This is a genomic window from Microvirga sp. BSC39, from assembly GCF_000739015.1.
Lineage (GTDB): Bacteria > Pseudomonadota > Alphaproteobacteria > Rhizobiales > Beijerinckiaceae > Microvirga.
The window spans coordinates 1-18,104 of sequence record NZ_JPUG01000066.1 but is presented as its reverse complement, the minus strand read 5'-3'; the positions used below and the strand labels follow the sequence as shown (position 1 = coordinate 18,104).

At 63.1% G+C, this 18,104-nt stretch carries 24 protein-coding genes and 2 tRNA genes; 16 read left to right on the top strand and 10 right to left on the bottom strand.

The genetic code is table 11. The features are described from left to right. Nucleotides 1-5: 5 nt before the first annotated feature. The 4 genes from MA07_RS15360 to MA07_RS15345 all read right to left on the bottom strand — a co-directional run bounded on the left by MA07_RS15360 (nt 6) and on the right by MA07_RS15345 (nt 4,207). Nucleotides 6-2,369, bottom strand: a complete 2,364-nt coding sequence (locus tag MA07_RS15360) for a xanthine dehydrogenase family protein molybdopterin-binding subunit (protein WP_036352592.1) — start codon at nt 2,367-2,369, stop codon at nt 6-8. Nucleotides 2,370-2,523: 154 nt separating this feature from the next. Then, nucleotides 2,524-3,018: a (2Fe-2S)-binding protein gene (locus tag MA07_RS15355; protein ID WP_036352588.1), complete on the bottom strand. Its 495-nt coding sequence runs from the start codon at nt 3,016-3,018 to the stop codon at nt 2,524-2,526. Nucleotides 3,019-3,194: 176 nt separating this feature from the next. After that, entirely contained in the window at nt 3,195-3,656 is a 462-nt protein-coding gene (locus MA07_RS15350) for a carbon monoxide dehydrogenase subunit G (protein ID WP_036352584.1), read from the bottom strand. A 101-nt stretch (nt 3,657-3,757) separates the two neighbouring features. Continuing rightward, nucleotides 3,758-4,207 (bottom strand): iron-sulfur cluster assembly scaffold protein, encoded by a 450-nt coding sequence (locus MA07_RS15345; RefSeq protein ID WP_036352582.1) that lies wholly within the window; start codon nt 4,205-4,207, stop codon nt 3,758-3,760. Between the two features lie 165 nt (nt 4,208-4,372). Between MA07_RS15345 and MA07_RS15340 the strand changes: the two genes are divergently transcribed. From MA07_RS15340 to MA07_RS29665, 4 genes are read left to right on the top strand one after another with little or no spacing between them, the layout of a single operon-like run. Next, nucleotides 4,373-4,696, top strand: coding sequence for an XdhC family protein (locus MA07_RS15340; protein WP_036352762.1), 324 nt, complete (start codon nt 4,373-4,375; stop codon nt 4,694-4,696). Between the two features lie 5 nt (nt 4,697-4,701). After that, the gene (locus MA07_RS15335) at nt 4,702-5,394 is read left to right on the top strand and encodes an XdhC family protein (RefSeq protein ID WP_036352579.1); all 693 of its coding nucleotides are present in this window, start codon (nt 4,702-4,704) and stop codon (nt 5,392-5,394) included. Next, on the top strand, nt 5,391-6,410 hold the full coding sequence (locus tag MA07_RS29670; protein ID WP_036352576.1) for a molybdopterin-binding protein: 1,020 nt from the start codon (nt 5,391-5,393) through the stop codon (nt 6,408-6,410). The genes MA07_RS15335 and MA07_RS29670 overlap by 4 nt, the downstream gene beginning before the upstream one ends. Then, a complete protein-coding gene (locus MA07_RS29665; protein ID WP_036352573.1) occupies nt 6,407-6,994 on the top strand; it encodes a nucleotidyltransferase family protein in 588 nt (195 codons plus the stop codon). The genes MA07_RS29670 and MA07_RS29665 overlap by 4 nt, the downstream gene beginning before the upstream one ends. A 28-nt stretch (nt 6,995-7,022) precedes the next feature. On the opposite strand, the gene MA07_RS15320 is transcribed toward MA07_RS29665, so the two are convergent. After that, nucleotides 7,023-7,322 (bottom strand): hypothetical protein, encoded by a 300-nt coding sequence (locus MA07_RS15320; protein ID WP_036352570.1) that lies wholly within the window; start codon nt 7,320-7,322, stop codon nt 7,023-7,025. Nucleotides 7,323-7,512: 190 nt separating this feature from the next. On the opposite strand from MA07_RS15320, the gene MA07_RS15315 reads away from it, so the two are divergent. Next, nucleotides 7,513-7,737, top strand: a complete 225-nt coding sequence (locus MA07_RS15315; RefSeq protein ID WP_036352567.1) for a hypothetical protein — start codon at nt 7,513-7,515, stop codon at nt 7,735-7,737. Nucleotides 7,738-7,788: 51 nt separating this feature from the next. Here the strand turns inward: MA07_RS15315 and MA07_RS15310 are convergent, their stop codons facing one another. From MA07_RS15310 to MA07_RS15295, 4 genes are all read right to left on the bottom strand, one after another. Then, nucleotides 7,789-8,046, bottom strand: a complete 258-nt coding sequence (locus MA07_RS15310) for a hypothetical protein (protein WP_036352564.1) — start codon at nt 8,044-8,046, stop codon at nt 7,789-7,791. 95 nt (nt 8,047-8,141) lie between these two features. Further along, on the bottom strand, nt 8,142-8,771 hold the full coding sequence (locus tag MA07_RS15305) for a 2-dehydro-3-deoxy-6-phosphogalactonate aldolase (protein WP_200879382.1): 630 nt from the start codon (nt 8,769-8,771) through the stop codon (nt 8,142-8,144). 88 nt (nt 8,772-8,859) lie between these two features. Then, nucleotides 8,860-9,147 (bottom strand): hypothetical protein, encoded by a 288-nt coding sequence (locus MA07_RS15300; protein WP_152568882.1) that lies wholly within the window; start codon nt 9,145-9,147, stop codon nt 8,860-8,862. 141 nt (nt 9,148-9,288) lie between these two features. After that, complete coding sequence (locus MA07_RS15295) at nt 9,289-10,281, bottom strand: heparan-alpha-glucosaminide N-acetyltransferase (protein WP_052003203.1); 993 nt, start codon at nt 10,279-10,281, stop codon at nt 9,289-9,291. A gap of 88 nt (nt 10,282-10,369) precedes the next feature. On the opposite strand from MA07_RS15295, the gene MA07_RS15290 reads away from it, so the two are divergent. The 8 genes from MA07_RS15290 to MA07_RS15255 all read left to right on the top strand — a co-directional run bounded on the left by MA07_RS15290 (nt 10,370) and on the right by MA07_RS15255 (nt 14,809). Continuing rightward, nucleotides 10,370-11,083: a Sir2 family NAD-dependent protein deacetylase gene (locus MA07_RS15290; RefSeq protein WP_152568881.1), complete on the top strand. Its 714-nt coding sequence runs from the start codon at nt 10,370-10,372 to the stop codon at nt 11,081-11,083. A 127-nt stretch (nt 11,084-11,210) separates the two neighbouring features. Then, nucleotides 11,211-11,831, top strand: a complete 621-nt coding sequence (locus MA07_RS15285) for a cold-shock protein (RefSeq protein ID WP_036352752.1) — start codon at nt 11,211-11,213, stop codon at nt 11,829-11,831. Further along, entirely contained in the window at nt 11,831-12,298 is a 468-nt protein-coding gene (locus tag MA07_RS15280; protein ID WP_052003214.1) for a DUF192 domain-containing protein, read from the top strand. The genes MA07_RS15285 and MA07_RS15280 overlap by 1 nt, the downstream gene beginning before the upstream one ends. A gap of 37 nt (nt 12,299-12,335) precedes the next feature. After that, the gene (locus MA07_RS15275; protein WP_036352551.1) at nt 12,336-12,734 is read left to right on the top strand and encodes a hypothetical protein; all 399 of its coding nucleotides are present in this window, start codon (nt 12,336-12,338) and stop codon (nt 12,732-12,734) included. A 743-nt stretch (nt 12,735-13,477) separates the two neighbouring features. Beyond that, nucleotides 13,478-13,554, top strand: a tRNA-Pro gene (locus MA07_RS15270). A 37-nt stretch (nt 13,555-13,591) separates the two neighbouring features. Next, complete coding sequence (locus MA07_RS15265; RefSeq protein ID WP_036352548.1) at nt 13,592-13,897, top strand: ETC complex I subunit; 306 nt, start codon at nt 13,592-13,594, stop codon at nt 13,895-13,897. A gap of 21 nt (nt 13,898-13,918) precedes the next feature. Continuing rightward, nucleotides 13,919-13,995 (top strand) — tRNA-Arg (locus MA07_RS15260). 100 nt (nt 13,996-14,095) lie between these two features. Beyond that, entirely contained in the window at nt 14,096-14,809 is a 714-nt protein-coding gene (locus MA07_RS15255; protein ID WP_052003202.1) for a TVP38/TMEM64 family protein, read from the top strand. On the opposite strand, the gene MA07_RS15250 is transcribed toward MA07_RS15255, so the two are convergent. Beyond that, nucleotides 14,810-15,481 (bottom strand): FCD domain-containing protein, encoded by a 672-nt coding sequence (locus MA07_RS15250; protein WP_036352744.1) that lies wholly within the window; start codon nt 15,479-15,481, stop codon nt 14,810-14,812. It abuts the gene before it with no gap. Between the two features lie 146 nt (nt 15,482-15,627). On the opposite strand from MA07_RS15250, the gene MA07_RS15245 reads away from it, so the two are divergent. The 3 genes from MA07_RS15245 to MA07_RS15235 all read left to right on the top strand — a co-directional run. Then, entirely contained in the window at nt 15,628-16,557 is a 930-nt protein-coding gene (locus tag MA07_RS15245) for a dihydrodipicolinate synthase family protein (RefSeq protein ID WP_036352545.1), read from the top strand. A 73-nt stretch (nt 16,558-16,630) separates the two neighbouring features. After that, complete coding sequence (locus tag MA07_RS15240) at nt 16,631-17,647, top strand: 4-hydroxyproline epimerase (protein WP_036347006.1); 1,017 nt, start codon at nt 16,631-16,633, stop codon at nt 17,645-17,647. 27 nt (nt 17,648-17,674) lie between these two features. Continuing rightward, on the top strand, nt 17,675-18,104 hold a 430-nt coding region (locus MA07_RS15235; RefSeq protein WP_036352541.1), incomplete at its 3' end, for an FAD-dependent oxidoreductase.

Sequence of the window (18,104 nt, the reverse complement as noted above, 5' to 3'; positions counted from 1 at the left end):
CTCCCTTATTCCGCCGCCATGGGCATGCGCACCTTCTGGGCCGCCCGCCAGACCGCCTGAGGTGTTGCCGGCATGGCGATATCCTCATGGCCCAGCGCATCGGTGATCGCGTTGATGACCGCCGGCGGGGCCGCGATGGCTCCCGCTTCGCCGCAGCCCTTGATACCGAGCGGGTTCGAAGGGCAGGGCGTCACGGTCATGCCGACCTGGAACGACGGCAGGTCGATGGCGCGCGGCATGCAGTAGTCGTTGAAGCTGGCCGTAATCAGCTGGCCGCTCTCGTCGTAGAAGGCACCTTCGAGGAGCGCCTGACCGACGCCCTGTGCGATGCCGCCATGAACCTGGCCTTCGACGATCATCGGGTTGATGATCACCCCGAAATCGTCCACCGCCGTCCAGCGCTCGATCTTGGTCACGCCGGTGTCGGGGTCGATCTCCACCTCGCAGATGTGCACGCCGGCCGGGAAGGTGAAGTTGGTGGGATCGTAGAACGCTCCCTCCTTCAGCCCGGGCTCCAGATCCTGGCCCGAGAACTTGTGGGCGATATAGGCTTGGAGGGCGATCTCGCCGAAGGCCATCGAACGGTCGGTGCCGGCCACGCCGAACCGACCGTCCTTGAACTCGATGTCACCCTCGGACGCTTCGAGCACATGGGCCGCCACCTTCTTGCCCTTGGCGATCACCTTGTCGATCGCCTTGGCGATGGCCGACATACCTACCGCACCGGAGCGCGACCCATAGGTGCCCATGCCGAACTGCACCTTGTCGGTGTCGCCGTGGACGATGCTGACCTGATCGATGGAAATGCCGAGCCGGTCCGAGACGAGCTGGGCGAAGGTGGTCTCGTGGCCCTGGCCGTGGCTGTGCGAGCCGGTCAGCACCTCGACGGAGCCGGTCGGGTTGACGCGCACCTCGGCGGATTCCCACAGGCCCACACCTGCGCCGAGCGAGCCGACCGCTTGCGAGGGAGCGATGCCGCAGGCTTCGATATAGCTCGAGAAGCCGATTCCCCGCAGCTTGCCCCGGCGGGCGCTTTCCTGCTTGCGCTGCTCGAAGTTGTTGTAGTCGGCGATCTCCAGCGCCTTGTCGAGGGAGGCGGCATAATCGCCCGTGTCGTAGGTCATGATGACCGGGGTCGCGTGCGGGAATTGCGTGATGTAGTTCCTGCGGCGGAACTCAGCCGGGTTCTGGCCGAGTTCTCTCGCGGTTTTCTCGACAAGGCGCTCGACCACGAAGGTGGCCTCGGGCCGTCCAGCGCCGCGATAGGCATCGACCGGCGCCGTGTTCGTATAGACCCCGTCGACCTCGCAATAGATTGCCGGGATGTCGTACTGACCCGACAGGAGCGGGGCGTAGAGATAGGTCGGCACCGACGAGGAGAAGGTGGAGAGATAGGCCCCGAGATTGGCCGTGGTGTGGACCCTCAGGGCGATGATCTTGCCGTTTTCGTCGGTGGCCATTTCCGCATGGGTGACGTGGTCGCGGCCATGGGCATCGGACAGGAAGGCTTCCGAGCGATCCGAGGTCCACTTCACCGGGCGCTTGACCTTCTTCGCCGCCCAGACGCAGACCGTCTCCTCCGCATAGATGAAGATCTTGGACCCGAAGCCGCCGCCCACATCCGGCGCGATGACGCGCAGCTTGTGCTCGGGCGCGACGCCTATGAAGGCCGAGAGGACGAGTCGGGCCACGTGGGGGTTCTGGCTCGTGGTGTAGAGCGTGTAGTTGTCAGTTCCGAAATCATATTCGCCCACAGCTGCACGGGGCTCGATGGGGTTCGGCACCAGCCGGTTGTTGACGAGGTCGATCTTCGTCACGTGCTTCGCCCGCGCGAAGGCGGCTTCCGTCTCGTCCTTGTTGCCGAGATGCCAGTTGAACACCGTGTTGTCGGGGGAGACGTCGTGCACCTGAACTGATGCCTTGGTCGCCTGGGCCGTATCGACGACGGCCGGGAGAACGTCGTAGTCGACCACGATGGCTTCGGCCGCATCCTTTGCCTGGGCAAGCGTCTCGGCGATCACCACCGCCACATGGTCGCCCACGTAGCGCACCTTGCCCTGGGCCAGTGCCGGATGAGGCCCGGCCTTCATCGGGCTGCCGTCCTTCGAGTGGATCATCCAGCCGCAGATGAGCCCGCCGATCTTGCCGGCCGCGAGGTCGTCGCCGGTGAAGACGGCAATGACGCCCGGCATGATCGTCGCCGGTCCCGTGTCGATGGACCGGATCGCCGCGTGGGCATGCGGCGAGCGGAGGAAGTATGCGTGAGCCTGGCCAGGCCGGTTGAAGTCGTCCACGTAGCGTCCCTGGCCAGTGACGAAACGCTGATCCTCTTTCCGGCGGACGGGTGCGCCGATCCCTGTAGCGGTCATGAATTTCTCCCTGTCTTCGTTGGCCCTCGACCTGAGGCGGAAGCGAACCGGGAGTCTGAGAGAGGGCTTCGATTGAGCGCCCGCTCCGAGGCTCGTCTGCAGCTTGCATCCCTTCGGGAGGGCACCGTGCGTTGAACGAACGTTTCGGGTCGCCTTACTCCGCTGCTTGCTGCAGAGGCGCCTGGGCCATCCCTTGGGCTCCGGCGGCAACGGCCTTGACGATGTTGTGATAACCCGTGCAGCGGCACAGATTGCCTTCGAGCTCAGCCCGGATGGTCTGCTCGTCGAGGGTATTCCCCTTGCGGTTCACGATATCGATGGCGGACATGATCATGCCCGGCGTGCAGTACCCGCATTGCAGGCCATGATGCTCACGGAAAGCCGCCTGCATGGGGTGCAGCTCGCTGCCTTGAGAAATGCCCTCAATGGTGGTGACGACGCTGGCATTGGCCTGAACAGCCAGGGTGGTGCAGGACTTTACGGCCTGTCCGTTCAGGTGAACGACGCAGGCGCCGCACTGGCTGGTGTCGCAGCCCACATGGGTTCCGGTGAGTCTCAGGTTTTCGCGCAGGAATTGAACGAGCAGGGTGCGGGGATCGACGTCTGCGGTGACGGATTGACCGTTCACCGTCAGGGAGACGGTGGTCATGCGTGGCTTCCTCCTCAAAAGCCGGGAGTCAGGCCAACCTTCAGGTGGTCTCAGACACCGGCAGGTATTGTTGTTGGACGACCGCACGAATGCGATCCATCGAGGTTGAGTGTGGCCCGCCCCGGTGGAGCGGTCAAGCATTGGAATGATTCAAGGAACGGACCCGGGAGATCCGGTCAGGCGGCCGTTTCGGCGGGCGAGAGGATTTTCGCGAAGTTCGCGAAGAACTCGTCGGCGTACTTCTTGGCGACGCCGTTGATGAGACGCCCGCCGAGCTGGGCGATCTTGCCGCCCACATTGGCCTCGACGTCGTAAATCAGCTTTGTGCCGCCCTCCATGTCTTCGAGGCGCACCTTCGCGCCGCCCTTGGCCCAGCCGGCGACGCCGCCCTGTCCCTCTCCGCTGATCGTGTAGCCGTTGGGCGGGTCGAGGTCGGTGAGGTTCACCCCGCCCTTGAAGGTTGCCTTCACGGGCCCGACCGACACCTTGGCAACGGCCTGGAACTCCGTGTCGCTGATCTTCTCCAGTTCCTGGCACCCGGGGATCGCCGCCTTCAGAACCTCGGGATCGTTGAGGGCCGCCCACACTGTCGCCCGGTCGGCCGGAAGCGCCACCTCGCCCTGCATCGTCATCGCCATGCTGCGTTCTCCTCCTGTCACCAGCCCGACAGCAGAGTAAGGGCAAATCAGGCGGCACGTCACCTGCCAAGCATTGCTGCAATGCACGCTTGGTGCGGTGATCAGGTGCTGGTGACGGCTTGTTCCTTCTCGGCTGCTTTAGCCAGCGCATCGACGACAGCGTCGAAGGTGAGGAGGATGGAGGCATGGCGGGCTTTCAGGTCCCGCACCGGTTCCAGCAGCGCCAGATCGGCCCATTTGCCGGAAGGAGGATCCCCGCCTGACTTCAGCATGCGATGCATTTCTTCTCGAAGCGCCCGAAGCTCCCCGGCGGTCGAGCCGATCACATGCCGTCCCATGATCGACGAGGAGGCCTGACCCAGGGCGCAGGCCTTCACCTCATGAGCAAAGGCGCTGACGACATCGCCGTCGAGTTTCAGATGCACCGTAACCGTCGACCCGCATAGCTTCGAGTGGGCCTTTGCGCTGCTATGGGGATCCGGCAACGTCCCCTGAAGCGGAATGTCGGCCGCAAGCTCCAGGATGCGGCGGCTGTAGATGTCGTTCAGCATCCTGCGGGCGGTCCATCCAGCGGAGGTGCTTGTTCGGGAGGGATCAGACGCCGCGACGCCGTGCCTGTCAATGCCACACCACCTGTCCGTTCCATGCCGGTTGCCGTCCGAGGGCCGGTGGTGGCAGTATCGATCGGCGAACTGCTCCTTGTGCCGGAAAATGTCATGCTCTCCACCGACACGGATATCCTGAAGACGGCGGAAGCCTGGAGGCGCCAGGGCAGGGGCGTGGCGATTGCGACGGTTGTCGAGACCTGGGGGTCGGCGCCCCGACCCGTCGGCAGCCACCTGGTGATCGACGAAGAGACGAAATTTCTCGGCTCCGTTTCCGGCGGCTGCGTCGAAGGCGCGGTGATCACCGAAGCCCTGGATGTGATTGCCGACGGAAAGCCGCGCATGATCGAGTTCGGGGTCGCCGACGAGACCGCCTGGCAGGTCGGGCTCTCCTGCGGGGGGCGGATCCGGGTCTATGTCGAGCGAGTGGATTAGACGGCATGCGCCTGAGCCTCCTGTCCGATCTCAACGCAGAGCGCTCCGCCCGGCGCGCCGCCGTTCTCGTAACCGATGTCGCGTCGGGCGAGCAGCGTCTCGTTCGGGAGGCGGAGGTCGAGGGCGATCCACTGGCCCAGGAATTGCAGGGTGCTTTGCGGCGAGGCAAGAGCGGGCTCATCGATCAGGATGGCCGCCAGTTCTTTCTGACCGTGCAGGCGCCGCCGGTGCGGGTGGTGGTCATTGGGGCTGTCCATATCAGCCAGGCGCTGGCGCCGATGGCCAAGGGGCTGGACCTTGATGTCACGATCATCGATCCGCGCACCGCATTCGCGACGCCAGAGCGCTTCCCCGATGTGCCCGTGCTGGCCGAGTGGCCCGATGCGGTTCTACCGGAAATCGGAATCGACCGGTATACGGCTGTCGTTGCACTCACTCATGACCCGAAGATCGACGATCCTGCGCTCATCGCCGCCCTGAGGTCGGAGTGCTTCTACATCGGCGCGCTCGGCTCGCGCAAAACCCATGAGCGTCGCGTCCAGCGCCTGACTGAGGCCGGTTTTGGGGAAGCGGATTTCGCTCGAATTCATGCGCCCATCGGCCTCGACATCGGCGCCGTTTCGCCTGCGGAGATCGCAGTTTCCATCCTGGCAGAGATTGTTGCCAGCCTGCGCAAGGAGCGGAGGCGAACGGCGTGAACTTCGGACAGGTAACAGTCGAGGAGGCGATCGGAGCGTTGGCGGCGCACAGTGTGCGGGCCGGCGAGATGGTGGTGAAGAAGGGAACCCTCGTCACGGCGGACATCGCCATGCGCCTGAGGCAGGCCGGTGTCGAGACCCTTATCGCAGCTAGGTTCGAGCCCGGTGATATCGCTGAGGACGAGGCAGCTTCCCGGCTGGCTCATGCCCTCGCGGGCGACAATATCGCCGTCGAAGCACCGTTCACCGGACGCTCCAATCTCTACGCTCAAACTTCGGGCGTTCTCGTCATCGACGTGGAGGCAATCCACGGCCTCAACGCCGTCGACGAGGCCATGACGGCCGCCACCCTGCCCGCGTACAGACCGGTGGTCGCAGGGGAGATGGTCGGCACCGTCAAGATCATTCCCTACGCTATCTCGGAGGTCTTGCTGCACAGGGGTGTCGAGAGAGCAGGCAGGAGCGCCTTGCGCATCGCGCCCTACGCCCGGCGCAGCGTCGGTGTTGTCTCGACGACACTTCCAGGCCTCAAGCCGAGCGTCATCGATAAGACCCTCACAGTGCTCGGCAGAAGGCTTGAGCCGACGCACGCCCGAATCGTGCAGGATCGACGCGTAGCTCACGAGGCTGCGGCCCTGGCGCAGGAGCTGGCTGCACAGGAAGGTGGCGACGCGGACCTCATTGTCATCTTCGGGGCCTCGGCCATTGCCGATCGGCGCGACGTCATTCCGTCGGCTATCGAGATGGCCGGGGGGCGGGTGGGGCACTTCGGCATGCCGGTGGATCCGGGAAACCTGCTCCTCATCGGCTCCATCGGCGGCAAGCCCGTCATCGGTGCCCCTGGCTGCGCCCGGTCCCCGAAGGATAACGGCTTCGACTGGATTCTGCACCGCCTTCTCGCAGACGTGCCCGTGACACGGGCCGACATCATGTCGCTTGGGGTCGGAGGGCTTCTCATGGAGATCGTCTCGCGACCGCAGCCGCGCGAGGGCGGCGAGAGCGAGGGTGGGGAATGAGCGACGTGGCGGCCATTCTCCTGGCGGCCGGGCGCGGCACCCGTTTCGGCGAGGAGCCGAAGCTGCTGGCCCAGGTGAGCGGCAAGGCGCTTGTTCGCCATGCGGCGGAGGCTGCCGTCCATTCCACGGCCGGTCCCATCATCGTGGTGACGGGCCATTGCGCTGATGCTGTTCAGGCGGAGCTCAAGGGGCTCCCGGTCCAGATCGTTCACAATCCCCTGTTCTCCGAGGGTCTCTCGACATCTCTGAAGGCCGGCTTCTCCGCACTGCCACCGGGGGCACGGGCTGCCCTGATCCTTCTGGGAGATATGCCGCTCGTCAGCGCCAGCCTCATCGATGCTCTCGTGGCCGGCTGGCATGAGAGCCGAGAGCCCGCTGCTCTGGTTCCAACGCTGGACGGCAGGCGCGGCAACCCTGTCGTGATCTCGCGTGCTCTTCAGACTGCAATCGAAGAGCTTTCCGGCGACGTTGGCGCAGGACCCGTTCTTCGTGGAAGGCCGGATGTCGTGGAATGGCCGACGGCGGACAGAGCCGTTGTCCAGGACATCGACACCAGGGAAGAATTCGGCAGGCTCCGGGTTTAGACGGTCTGGCCACGAGCAGGACGTCCGGTCAGACGGGGCTGCCCTTGACCTTGGTCACCATCTCCCAGTTGTCGCCGGCGGCGATCATGCAGGCTTTCCCATCCGGCATGGTCATGATCATCGTCCAGGAGCCGTTCGAGGATGCGAAGACCTCCAGAACCTGTCCAGGCTGGGACAGGCCCATGCCGACGGGATCTTCCTTGTATTGACTGGCGAGCAGTTTGACGAGCTGTTCACGGGGACCGCAGGCCTGCTGTGCGCTGGCTGGGGCCGCGACCGCAGTCAGCGCAGCCAAGGCGGTGAGCGTGGCAAGGGAGGAACGGATCATGGTATTCCCTATACGGTTGACCCGCACTGGCCCTTGGCGTGCTGATAAACGCACGATGACGAAAAAAGCTCCACTGTTCGGATCCCGGCTGTTGTCCGGGACAGGAATGTGTATAGGAGGCGGAAGGCTCTCGGTTGAACCTGCCGCCGGCAAAGGCGTTTCTCCCGCCACACAGAATGAAGCTAAGACCATGCCCCGCTATTTCTTCAACATCCGGGACGGATACGACGTCGACGAGGATGAGGAGGGCGTCGAGCTGCCCGATCTCGAAGCGGCCAAGGCTGAGGCTCTGGCGACGGTCGAAGAGCTGCGCGACGAGCTGGCCGATGCCGGCAACATCGAGCTCGAGATTACCGACGAAACGGGTCGGCGCCTTCTCACGGTTCCGTTCTTTCGCGGCGGGCGCCGCCGATAAAAGAAGAGCCCGGCGTGGACCGGGCTCTGCTGAGGAAAGCGCAGGAGCGATTTAGCACTCGACCTTCTTCTTGGTCGTCGTGTCGCCGAACTCGTCGGTCTTCTGCTTGGTCTCGGAGGTGCAGCCGACGCTCCCGGTCGTGGAGGTCGTCACCGACGTGGAGGACGTCGTGCTCGGCTCCGTGGAGCGCTCAATGGTGGTCTTGCTGCCCAGGAGACCTTCTTCCTTCTTGATGGTCGTAGTGGTGTCCTGAGCGAATGCAGCGGTGCTCAGAAGCGAAGCTGCAAGGATCAAAGCTGTCTTTTTCATCGTCAAACTCCAACAATAGGGGATCTCTTCCTGAGAACGGCTTTTGCCCTCAGGGGTTCCTGCCCGAATGTTTCAGGATGACGTCCGCCGAAGGCTCAAGCGGTTCTGAGAGCCTGCCAGGCGGCGGCGAAATCGCGGGCGTTCCGGCCGATCTCCTCGACCGGCATGGCTGGCGTGAACAGCGCCGAGCCGAGCCCGAACCCGTTCGCCCCGGCGTCCACATAGGGCTTCATGTTGTCGGGCTTGATGCCCCCGACCGGCACGACGATGGCGTCCTTGGGCAGCACGGCCCGCCAGGCTTTCACGACAGCCGCCGGGATGGCCTCTGCGGGAAAGATCTTGATGCCATCGGCTCCGGCCTTGAGCGCCGCGAACGCCTCGGTGGGTGTCGCCACGCCGGGCGTGCAGATGAGGTCCTGCTCCTTGGCCCGCCTGATCACATCGAGATCCGCGTGAGGCATGACGATCAGCCGGCCACCCACGTCGCGGATCCCGTTCACCTGCTCAGGATCGAGTACCGTGCCAGCTCCGACGAGGACGTTCCGCGGCAGGGTTTTGGCCAGGATCTCGATGCTGCGGAACGGCTCCGGAGAATTGAGAGGAACTTCGATGATGCGAAAGCCTGCCTCCACCAGAGCATGACCGACGGCTTCCGCGTTTTCGGGTTTCAGACCCCGCAGGATCGCGATGAGAGGGAGTTCAGCCAGATAGTCGCGCAGCACCATTCGCCTCCCAAAGGTGCCCTCGGGCACAGGACACCGGCTGCCAGCCGGCCGCTACTAGTTGGACAGGAACAGGCTCGGTTTCAACCGTCTAGGAGCTCGGCGCCAGGAATCGCGTCATGTAAGCCGCAGCGCTGTCCAGCGTATCCCGTCCATCGGCACTGTGCTCGACGAACCAGTCTTCCAGCGCGATGCCGGGGTAGAGTTGCTCGACCCCTGCAAAGAACTGCACGAGCTTGAGGGAATCGAAGGCAAGCGTGCGCGTGAGGGAGACGTCCATGGCGATAGGGGGCGTTTTATTTCCGTGGATCGTCTGGCAGAGCGCGATGACGTGTTGGGCGACGTCTGCCTTCGACGGAAAGGTCACTGCATGGGTCATGGGGCATCTAACGTAAGGGAACGAGACGATAGATACATTATCCAGTTTCAAAACGCCAGAACAAGCTTGAGCTTACGGCCAAAGTCTAAGATCTTCTATAGAACATAGTCCATTGGCGTGCGCCATCATGCGAGAGGCCTCCTAGGAGGGAGGGCTCTGGCGCAGGCATTGCTGCGCGGCGCGTGAAATTCGGGTCTGGTCCGCGGCCGTCGTGGTGTTGTCGATCACCTTCTGCCAGAGGTCGCTCTGGCGTAAGGTTTCAACGGTGCACGAGCAGAGGGCACGGCAGGTTTGGGGCTGGGCGTTCTGCAGGCAAGAAGCCTCACACTGGTTCATGAAGGGCTGTGCTTCCGCCATGCGGTTAGGGCCGACGATCTGCAGCACGCCGTAGAGAAGGCCAAGAAGGATGATCTGATGGGTCAGGTAGATCGGCAGGCTCTTGCGCCCGGCCCAGATCAGAAGCCCCGAGAACCAGTCCCGGGAGCGCCAGCCGGCAAGGCTCATGGTCTCCCGTCTCGTCAGCAGAATCCTGCCAGCAGCCACACCGCTCAGAACGAGGCCGAACCAGGGAAAGATCGGCACGTAGTCGTTGGTGACCGGATCGGCCGAGCCGAGGCCGAGCCAGTCGAGCCATGGGGCATCGAGAGCCGAATCCGTGAGGACGTACGGCGCCGCGAGGCACAGGGCCGCGGAGGCCAGTGTGATGATCGGGTGAAGCCTCAGGAAGGGCAGGGCCAGCACGCCCGAGACCGCGATGCAATGAAGGATGCCGAAAAAGATATAGGTGTCGGGAAAAGCAAAGTACGTGCCCACGGTCACCGCGAGAGCCGCGCCACCCACCTTCGTGAGACGTTTCAGGAAGGCGCGCCCGTCGACGCCTTTTGCGTGGGCGAGAACGAGACCCAGGCCCGAGAGCAGCAGAAAGCAGCCCGCGATGCCGCGTGCGAACCAGCGCCAGGCCGGGACCTGCAGGATGTTCGTCTCGATGAGTTGCAGGAAGCTCAGGTCCCAGCTGAAATGGTAGACGATCATCGCCAGGATCGCGAGCCCGCGGGCGACATCGATGGCGTCCCACCGCAGATCTGCAACCGCTTGCGGCGGGAAGGAACCGGCCTTCGCGTTCGAATGTCTCATGGGCAGAGGCGTTCCTTCCTGATCTTTCAGTCTTAGATGAACAGACATGACCAAAAGTCCCAACCGTTCAATCGCCACATTGCAGGACATGATTCAAGCTGCCCGGATCGTGGCGGGCTTCACGGGAGCCGGGATCTCGACGGAGAGCGGCATTCCCGACTTCCGCTCGCCAAACTCTCCCTGGATGCGCAACAAGCCGATTCCGTTCGAGCTCTTTCTCCAGGATCCGAGGTCACGACGTGAGGCTTGGCGACGCAAGTTCACCATGGATGATCTTTATCGCGGCGCTGCCCCGAGCGCCGGTCACATCGGCTTTGCGTCGCTGATCTCCTCGGGACGGATGCCTGCGGTCATCACCCAGAACATCGATGGGCTCCATCAGGCCTCCGGCCTGGCTGAGGATCAGGTCATCGAGCTTCATGGCAACGGCACCTACGCTCGGTGCCTGTCCTGCGGTCGCCGGCATGAACTCGACTGGGTGCGATACCATTTCGAGAGAATCGGTGATGCACCGGAATGCATGGCCTGCAGAGGCATTCTCAAGTCGGCGACCATCTCGTTCGGGCAAGCCATGCCGGAAGAACCCATGCGGCGGGCGCAGAAACTCACGGCAGCTTGCGACCTCTTCTTGGTGGCCGGATCATCGCTGGTGGTCTATCCCGCGGCTGCGTTTCCGGCGTTCGCCAAGGAGAACGGGGCGCGCCTCGTCATCGTCAATCGTGAGTCGACACCCCTCGACAAGGCCGCCGATCTGGTGATCCATGCGGAAATAGGTGAAGTCTTCTCGAAATTTATTGCGTAACTTCAAGAACATGCGGCGTGCCGAAAATTTCATCGGCCATTGAGGTGTGTTTCTGGCTTCCCCTGATTCAGGACGATGTTATCCTCTTTTTAAGAATCGGGTTCATGATTCGAGTTTGGGTTATTTCATGACTGGCGATTACGGCTCCAATTCTTTCAGTCTCCGAGAGGAGAATCCTTCCCTGGATCACGGGCGCCGCGAGGTTACTCAGCCGGGCTCGGAGGAGGGCGCTCTCGACCTTGTCCAAGTCAGCGGCCGTATCAAGTGGTTCGATGTGGCCAAGGGTTTCGGCTTCATCATTCCCGATAACGGCATGCCGGATGTTCTGCTTCATGTGACCTGCCTGCGCCGCGACGGCTATCAGGCCGCGAATGAAGGAGCCCGGATCGTCGTCGAGGCCGTTCAGCGCCCGCGGGGCCTGCAGGCCTTCCGCATCCTGTCCCTTGACGAGTCGACGGCGCTTCACCCGTCGGAGCTTCCGCTGCCGCGCACCCATGTTCAGGTGGTGCCGACCAGCGGCCTCGAGCCTGCGGTCGTGAAGTGGTTCAACCGCCTGCGCGGCTTCGGCTTCCTCACCCAAGGCGAGGGCAAGCCGGACATCTTCGTCCACATGGAGACCCTGCGCCGCTACGGCATTGCCGAATTGAAGCCCGGCGAGCGGGTCTTCGTGCGGTTCGGCGACGGCTCGAAGGGGCTCATGGCTGCCGAGGTCCGTCTGGCCGACATGGCCCTGCCGCACTCCCATTGATGAGTCGATCCGTGCTGCAGCGGTTCCGGCCGGTTCTCCCGGCTCTTTGCTTTGTCGCTCTCTTGGCCGGTTCCGTCTACGCGCAGGCCCTTGAGACGCTGGCGATTGCCACTCAGGGCGGACAGAAGCAGTCCTTCCGGGTCGAAGTGGCCCGCAACGATGCAGATCGGGCGCAGGGGCTGATGTACCGGCGCTCCATGCCGGCGGATCAGGGCATGCTGTTCGACTTCGGGCGCGTCGAACCTGTGTCCATGTGGATGCAGAACACCTACCTGTCTCTCGACATGCTGTTCATTAGACCCGATGGAACGATTGCTCGCATCGCCGCCAATACCGAGCCGCTATCCACCCGCACGATCCCGTCCGGCGAGCCGGTGCTGGCCGTTCTCGAGCTGAACGCCGGCACGACAGCCAAGCTGGGCATCAAGCCGGGCGACCGGGTGGAACACCCCATCTTCAAGCGCTGAGCAGGTACGGGCAGGGATGTCCGGCAGGCTCATGAGAATGGCCGCTGTCCTCGTCAGCCTGTTGATGACGGAGGTGACGCTGGCGCAGGTTGGCCCTCATGCGGTGATCAATGTCTCCCAGAGCCTTCTGAGCGTCTATAACGCGAGGGATGCCGCGGCGCTCCGTGAGCTTCTGGCGCCGGATCTGCAGACGAAATACTCGGTCGAGGACCTCCAGCTGACCCTGGCGCGCTGCCATGGCCTGACCCACGAGATCGAGCGTTTCAGCCTTCCTTCTTGGGGGGCGCGCCGCTACGGCTTCTTTGGGGTCTATGCGGAGAACTCGGTTCTCGAAATGGTGCTTGAGATCGATGAGGATGAGAAAATCATCCATTGGGTGATCACTGACGACGTGACAGCCAAAGACCAGCAATGCGCGCTAGGTGCCATGCCCTAACGCTTTGGCCAGCGCCGTTTGTGCATAGCCCCGAACCGCCTGAACTGTTTCTGTGGGGACGTTCGTCCTTGTTCCGCGTTGGCAGGATAGTTCTGACCAAGCCGGGGGAATTCCATGGATCGCCGAGACCGCAACAACGCCCTGACCGTCGCCGGCTTCGCCACAGGGGTTGTCGCCCTTGGAGCGTTGATAACGGTCATGCTGGCTTTTGGATGATCCCCGCCAAAAAGAAAGCGTCCATGGCTGTGCATGGACGCTGAGTGTCCGGCCCGTAGGGGCAAAGAAGGCCGGTTCATGCATATCTGCTGCATGATCATGTCATCATTGCGGCTATTCTTACAACAAGAAGATCTGCAGGCAATCCGACAGGATATTGTATCTTATCTAAAAGTTTATCTATGAACGAAAACAGGTTGATCAAGCGTAAACATTGTCCTAGGGAGGATTCTCCCGTAGGGGCAATACGGGCCGGGAGGGTCGCGGACACTGTCGATCAATGACAGAGCGCGGCCCTTTTTCCTATGGTGATTGAATGAATACTTTCTTGACCCTAGGAACGCGCCCGCACCTCGGAACACCTTGGCAAGCGTCGCTGCTGCTCCTTGTTGGACGTGCGTTGCTCCAATCCGGGGCCGGCACATCACTCCACCGATGCTGCTGCTTCATAGGAGCGTCGCACGAGGAACTGGGGGGCTTGCACAGGGGTTCTCAAATCGATAGAGAAACCAAGCTGTTGAAGATATCGGGGTGTAGCGCAGTCTGGTAGCGCATCTGCTTTGGGAGCAGAGGGTCGCGGGTTCAAATCCTGCCGCCCCGACCATCATCACCGCATGAGTCTTGGAGAGAGTCCGAAAGCGATGCCTGCACGCATCTACAAGCCTGCCAAGTCTGCGACCCAGTCCGGGATGGCCCGGACCAAGCAGTGGCTTCTCGTCTTCGAGCAGGACAAGCCCCGCGAGATCGAACCCCTGATGGGCTGGACGAGCTCGGGCGATACCCGCCAGCAGATCCGCCTGTGGTTCGATTCGAAGGAAGAGGCCATGGCCTACGCGGAGCGGGAAGGCATCGCCTACCGGGTCGAGGAGCCGCATGAAATCAAGCGGCGGACGATTTCCTATTCAGATAATTTCAAATTCAACCGCGTCGGCCCCTGGACCCACTGAAGTCAAGGCCCACCGCCGGACGGCTCCGTAGCTCAGCTGGATAGAGCAGCCGCCTTCTAAGCGGCAGGTCGTAGGTTCGAGCCCTACCGGAGTCGCCATTCATCAATGGGGGAGGCAGCCGTGCGGCAGCTGCCTTCAAAGCTTTAGCCCGGAACGGCAGGGACGATCAGACGTTTGGCTTCGGCCAACCGAGAAGCCATGCCCTTGTCATCCGCCTCCACCAATCGAAATTTCATTTGGCTCGCCGCCGCATCCGTACTCGGCTTCGTCGCCCTCATCGCCGCCTGGTTCCTGCTGCCCATGGATGAATGGCTGCAGGGGTTCAGCCGCTGGGCGCAGGGCCTGGGAACGTTGGGCGTTGTGCTGGTCAGCGTCGCCTACGTGATCTGCACGATCCTGCTCGTCCCAGGGGTGCCGCTGACGCTTGCCGTAGCGGTCGCCTATGGTTGGTGGGCGCTGGCGATCTGCTTTTTCGGCGGCATGACGGCTGCCGTGATCTCATTCCTGATCAGCCGTTATCTCGCCCGGGAGCGGGTCAAACGTTTTCTCGACAAGCACCCGGCCATGAAGGCCGTCGATACGGTTGCCCACGAGGAGACGTTCAAGACCATTGTGCTGGCGCGCCTGACGCCAGTCACACCCTTTGCTGTCGAGAACTACGCCTTCGGCGTCACTGGTGTTCGCCTCCGCTCATTCCTCCTGGCGACTGCCATCGGGATCGTGCCTGGGACGATCCAGAACGTGTGGATCGGTGTCATCGGACGCACCGCCGCCCAAGGGGGCGCAGGCGTGACGAACTGGATTCTGCTGGCTGTCGGCCTCGTGGCGACCATCGTCCTTACCGTCTGGATGACCCGGCAGGCGAAGATCCGCATGAAGCAGCAGGCCGAGCCAGCCCTTCAGGCCTCATAGCTAGACCGATTCCGCGGCCCTGCCGTCGTTCTGGTGCTCGTGAATGTACTTCAGGAGCGACTTCCCGGCGCCTTCGATGTGGGTTTTCAGGAGCTTGCAGGCCGCATCGATCTGCCCGTCGACGCAGAGGCGGAGCAACTCGTCGTGTTCGGCCTCTGCCCGTGCCCGGCCATCGGTCAGGGCCAGCTGAAGCCGGGTGTGCCTGTCGCATTCCTGCAGGAGGTTCGCCACGATGGCCAGGGAGCGCGGCTGACCCGCATGCTGATACAGAACCAGGTGGAACTCCCGGTTCAGCTCGCCCCAGCGGCTCACCTGCATGGCGTGAAGCTCCGAGCTGTATTCCTTCAGGATCTCCCTCAGCCGCCGGTAGTCGGCTTCCATCAGGCGCGGAGCAGAGGCCTTGAGGAGGCGAGGCTCAAGGAGGGCGCGTAGTTCGAACAGTTCCTCGACCTCCTCCGGTGAGAGCGCCGACACGATGGCGCCCCGGTGGGGATGAATCTTGACGAGCCCCTCGGCCTCGAGCTGCATCAGGGCTTCGCGGACAGGGATCCGGCTCACGCCGAACTCCACGGCCAGAGCTTCCTGGCGGAGCTGAAATCCGGCTCGGAACTCGCCGTCAACGATACGCCTCCGCAACTCCTCTGCCACCGAGGCGGAGATCGTCCGGTGCAAGAAGGTCTTCTGAACAGGCTTCGACGATGGTGCAGCTCGGTTTGCCATTGAACTCTTGGATCAGGAGGGCAGGGTTCGCTTGACAGCGTAGATTTTATACAATCTACAATATGGAACTTCAATCCACCATCGGGAGCAGGGTCACAATGGCGAACAAAATAGGTTGGGAAGGCGTATTTCCGGCAGTCACCACCCAGTTCAAGTCGAACTACGATCTTGATCTTGATGCAACGGCCAAGGTGCTTGATGGCCTGATCCGGGATGGCGTCTCCGGCCTGATCGTCTGCGGCACCGTCGGCGAGAACACGTCCCTGAGCCGCTCCGAGAAGGTAGCCGTCATGGAGACCGCCAAGAGCGTGTCCCGCGGCCGAGTGCCGGTGATTGCCGGCACCGCCGAATTTACCACGCAATTCGCATCCGAAGTGGCCAAGGAGGCAGCACGGGTCGGCATCGACGGCGTGATGGTCATGCCGGCGCTGGTCTATTCGTCGAAGCCGCACGAGACCGCCGCCCATTTCCGCGGTGTCGCCAAGGCTACCGATCTGCCGGTGATGGTCTACAACAACCCGCCGATCTACAAGAACGACGTGACACCCGACATCCTGGCCTCGCTGGCCGATTGCGAGACCATCGTGTCCTTCAAGGATTCATCAGGGGACACGCGCCGCTTCGTCGACACCAAGAACATGGTCGGCGACCGCTTCGTCCTGTTCGCAGGGCTCGACGACGTGGTGGTCGAGAGCGTCATGCTGGGCGCCGAGGGCTGGATCTCCGGCATGTCGAATGCCTTCCCGCAGGAGGGCGAGACCCTGTTCCGTCTGGCGAAAGCCGGCCGCTACGAGGAGGCGAGGGCGCTCTATGAATGGTTCATGCCGCTCCTGCACCTCGACGCCCGCCCGGACCTCGTGCAGTGCATCAAGCTCTGCGAAGAGATCATGGGTCGCGGCTCCGCTCTGACCCGCCCGCCGCGTCTGCCTCTTGAGGGAGCGGACCGTGCTCACGTCGAGGCTGTCATGGACACGGCGCTCAAGAACCGTCCGAAGCTGCCGGATGTGGGCCTGAGGCCTGCGGCCTGATAAAATCAAGGCGGTGCAGTCACGCGCCGCCTTTCGTCTTCGACAACATCTCTTGTGAACAGCGAGTGAGGCCATGGCGCGCCACACCTTCTTCTGCATCGACGGCCATACCTGCGGCAACCCGGTCCGCGTGGTCGGCGGCGGCAGCATTCCCCAGCTCAAAGGGGACACGATGTTCGACCGACGCCAGCACTTCCTGGCGGAATACGACTGGATCCGGACCGGCCTGATGTTCGAGCCCCGCGGCCACGATATGATGTCGGGCTCGATCCTCTACCCGCCGACGCGGCCGGATTGCGACGTGGGAATCCTGTTCATAGAGACCTCGGGCTGCCTTCCCATGTGCGGTCACGGCACCATCGGCACCGTGACCATCGCGCTTGAGAACGGCCTCATTCACCCGAAGACACCGGGACTGCTGCGGCTCGATACGCCGGCAGGCGTCGTTGAGGCACGCTACGAGCAGAACGGTCCCTTCGTGGAGCGGGTGCGCATCACCAACATTCCGTCGTTCCTCTATGGCACCGGCTATGAGGTCGAGGTCGAGGGGCTTGGCCACCTCACGGTCGACGTTGCCTATGGCGGCAACTTCTATGCCATCGTGGAGCCGCAGACGCTCTTTTCGGATGTTGCAGACGTCAATCCGTCCGACATCCTGCGCTGGAGCCCGAAGCTGCGCGAGGCGTTCAATGCACGCTACCAGATCGCGCACCCCGAAAACCCGGCCATCGACCGTTTGACGCACGTTCTCTGGACCGGGAAAGCCCAGAATCCGGGCAGCACGGCACGCAACGCGGTGTTCTATGGCGACAAGGCCATCGACCGCTCGCCCTGCGGCACGGGCACCTCCGCCCGTATGGCGCATCTCGCTGCCCGCGGCGCCCTGAACGAGGGCGATGCCTTCGTTCACGAGAGCATCATCGGCTCGACCTTCACCGGGCGCATCGAAGGCCGTACCACGGTCGGCGACCGGGACGCGATCATCCCGTCCATCGAAGGCTGGGCCAGGGTGACCGGGTTCAACACCATCTTCATCGACGACCGGGATCCCTTCGCCAACGGCTTCCAGGTCGTCGACCAGAGCCGCTAGGCCTGAAGCCTGTTTCAGGGGCAAACCATGCGGGTTGCGATCATAGGAGCCGGCGTCGTGGGGCTTGCCACCGCGCACGCCTTGCTCGACAGGGGCCATGAGGTGGTTCTGATCGAGCCGGGGGCCAAGCAGGGGCGCCCGACGGATGGCAATGCGGGCTGGATCGCCCATACCGACGTGATGCCGCTCGCCTCGCCGAAGGCGTGGCGGAACCTGCCGCGCTGGCTGATGGACCCGCTCGGGCCACTGACCATCCGGCCAGGCTACCTGCCGCATCTGGCGCCCTGGTTGGCGCGTTTCCTGATGGCCTCGTCGCCCTCACGCATCAAGGCCAGCATCGGGGCGATCCGCTCGATCAATGCGGAGTCGCTGCCAGCCTGGAAGAGCCTTCTGTCGTCTCTCGATCTGAATGGCCACCTCAGGGAGAACGGCATCCTCTCCGTGTGGAGGCATCAGG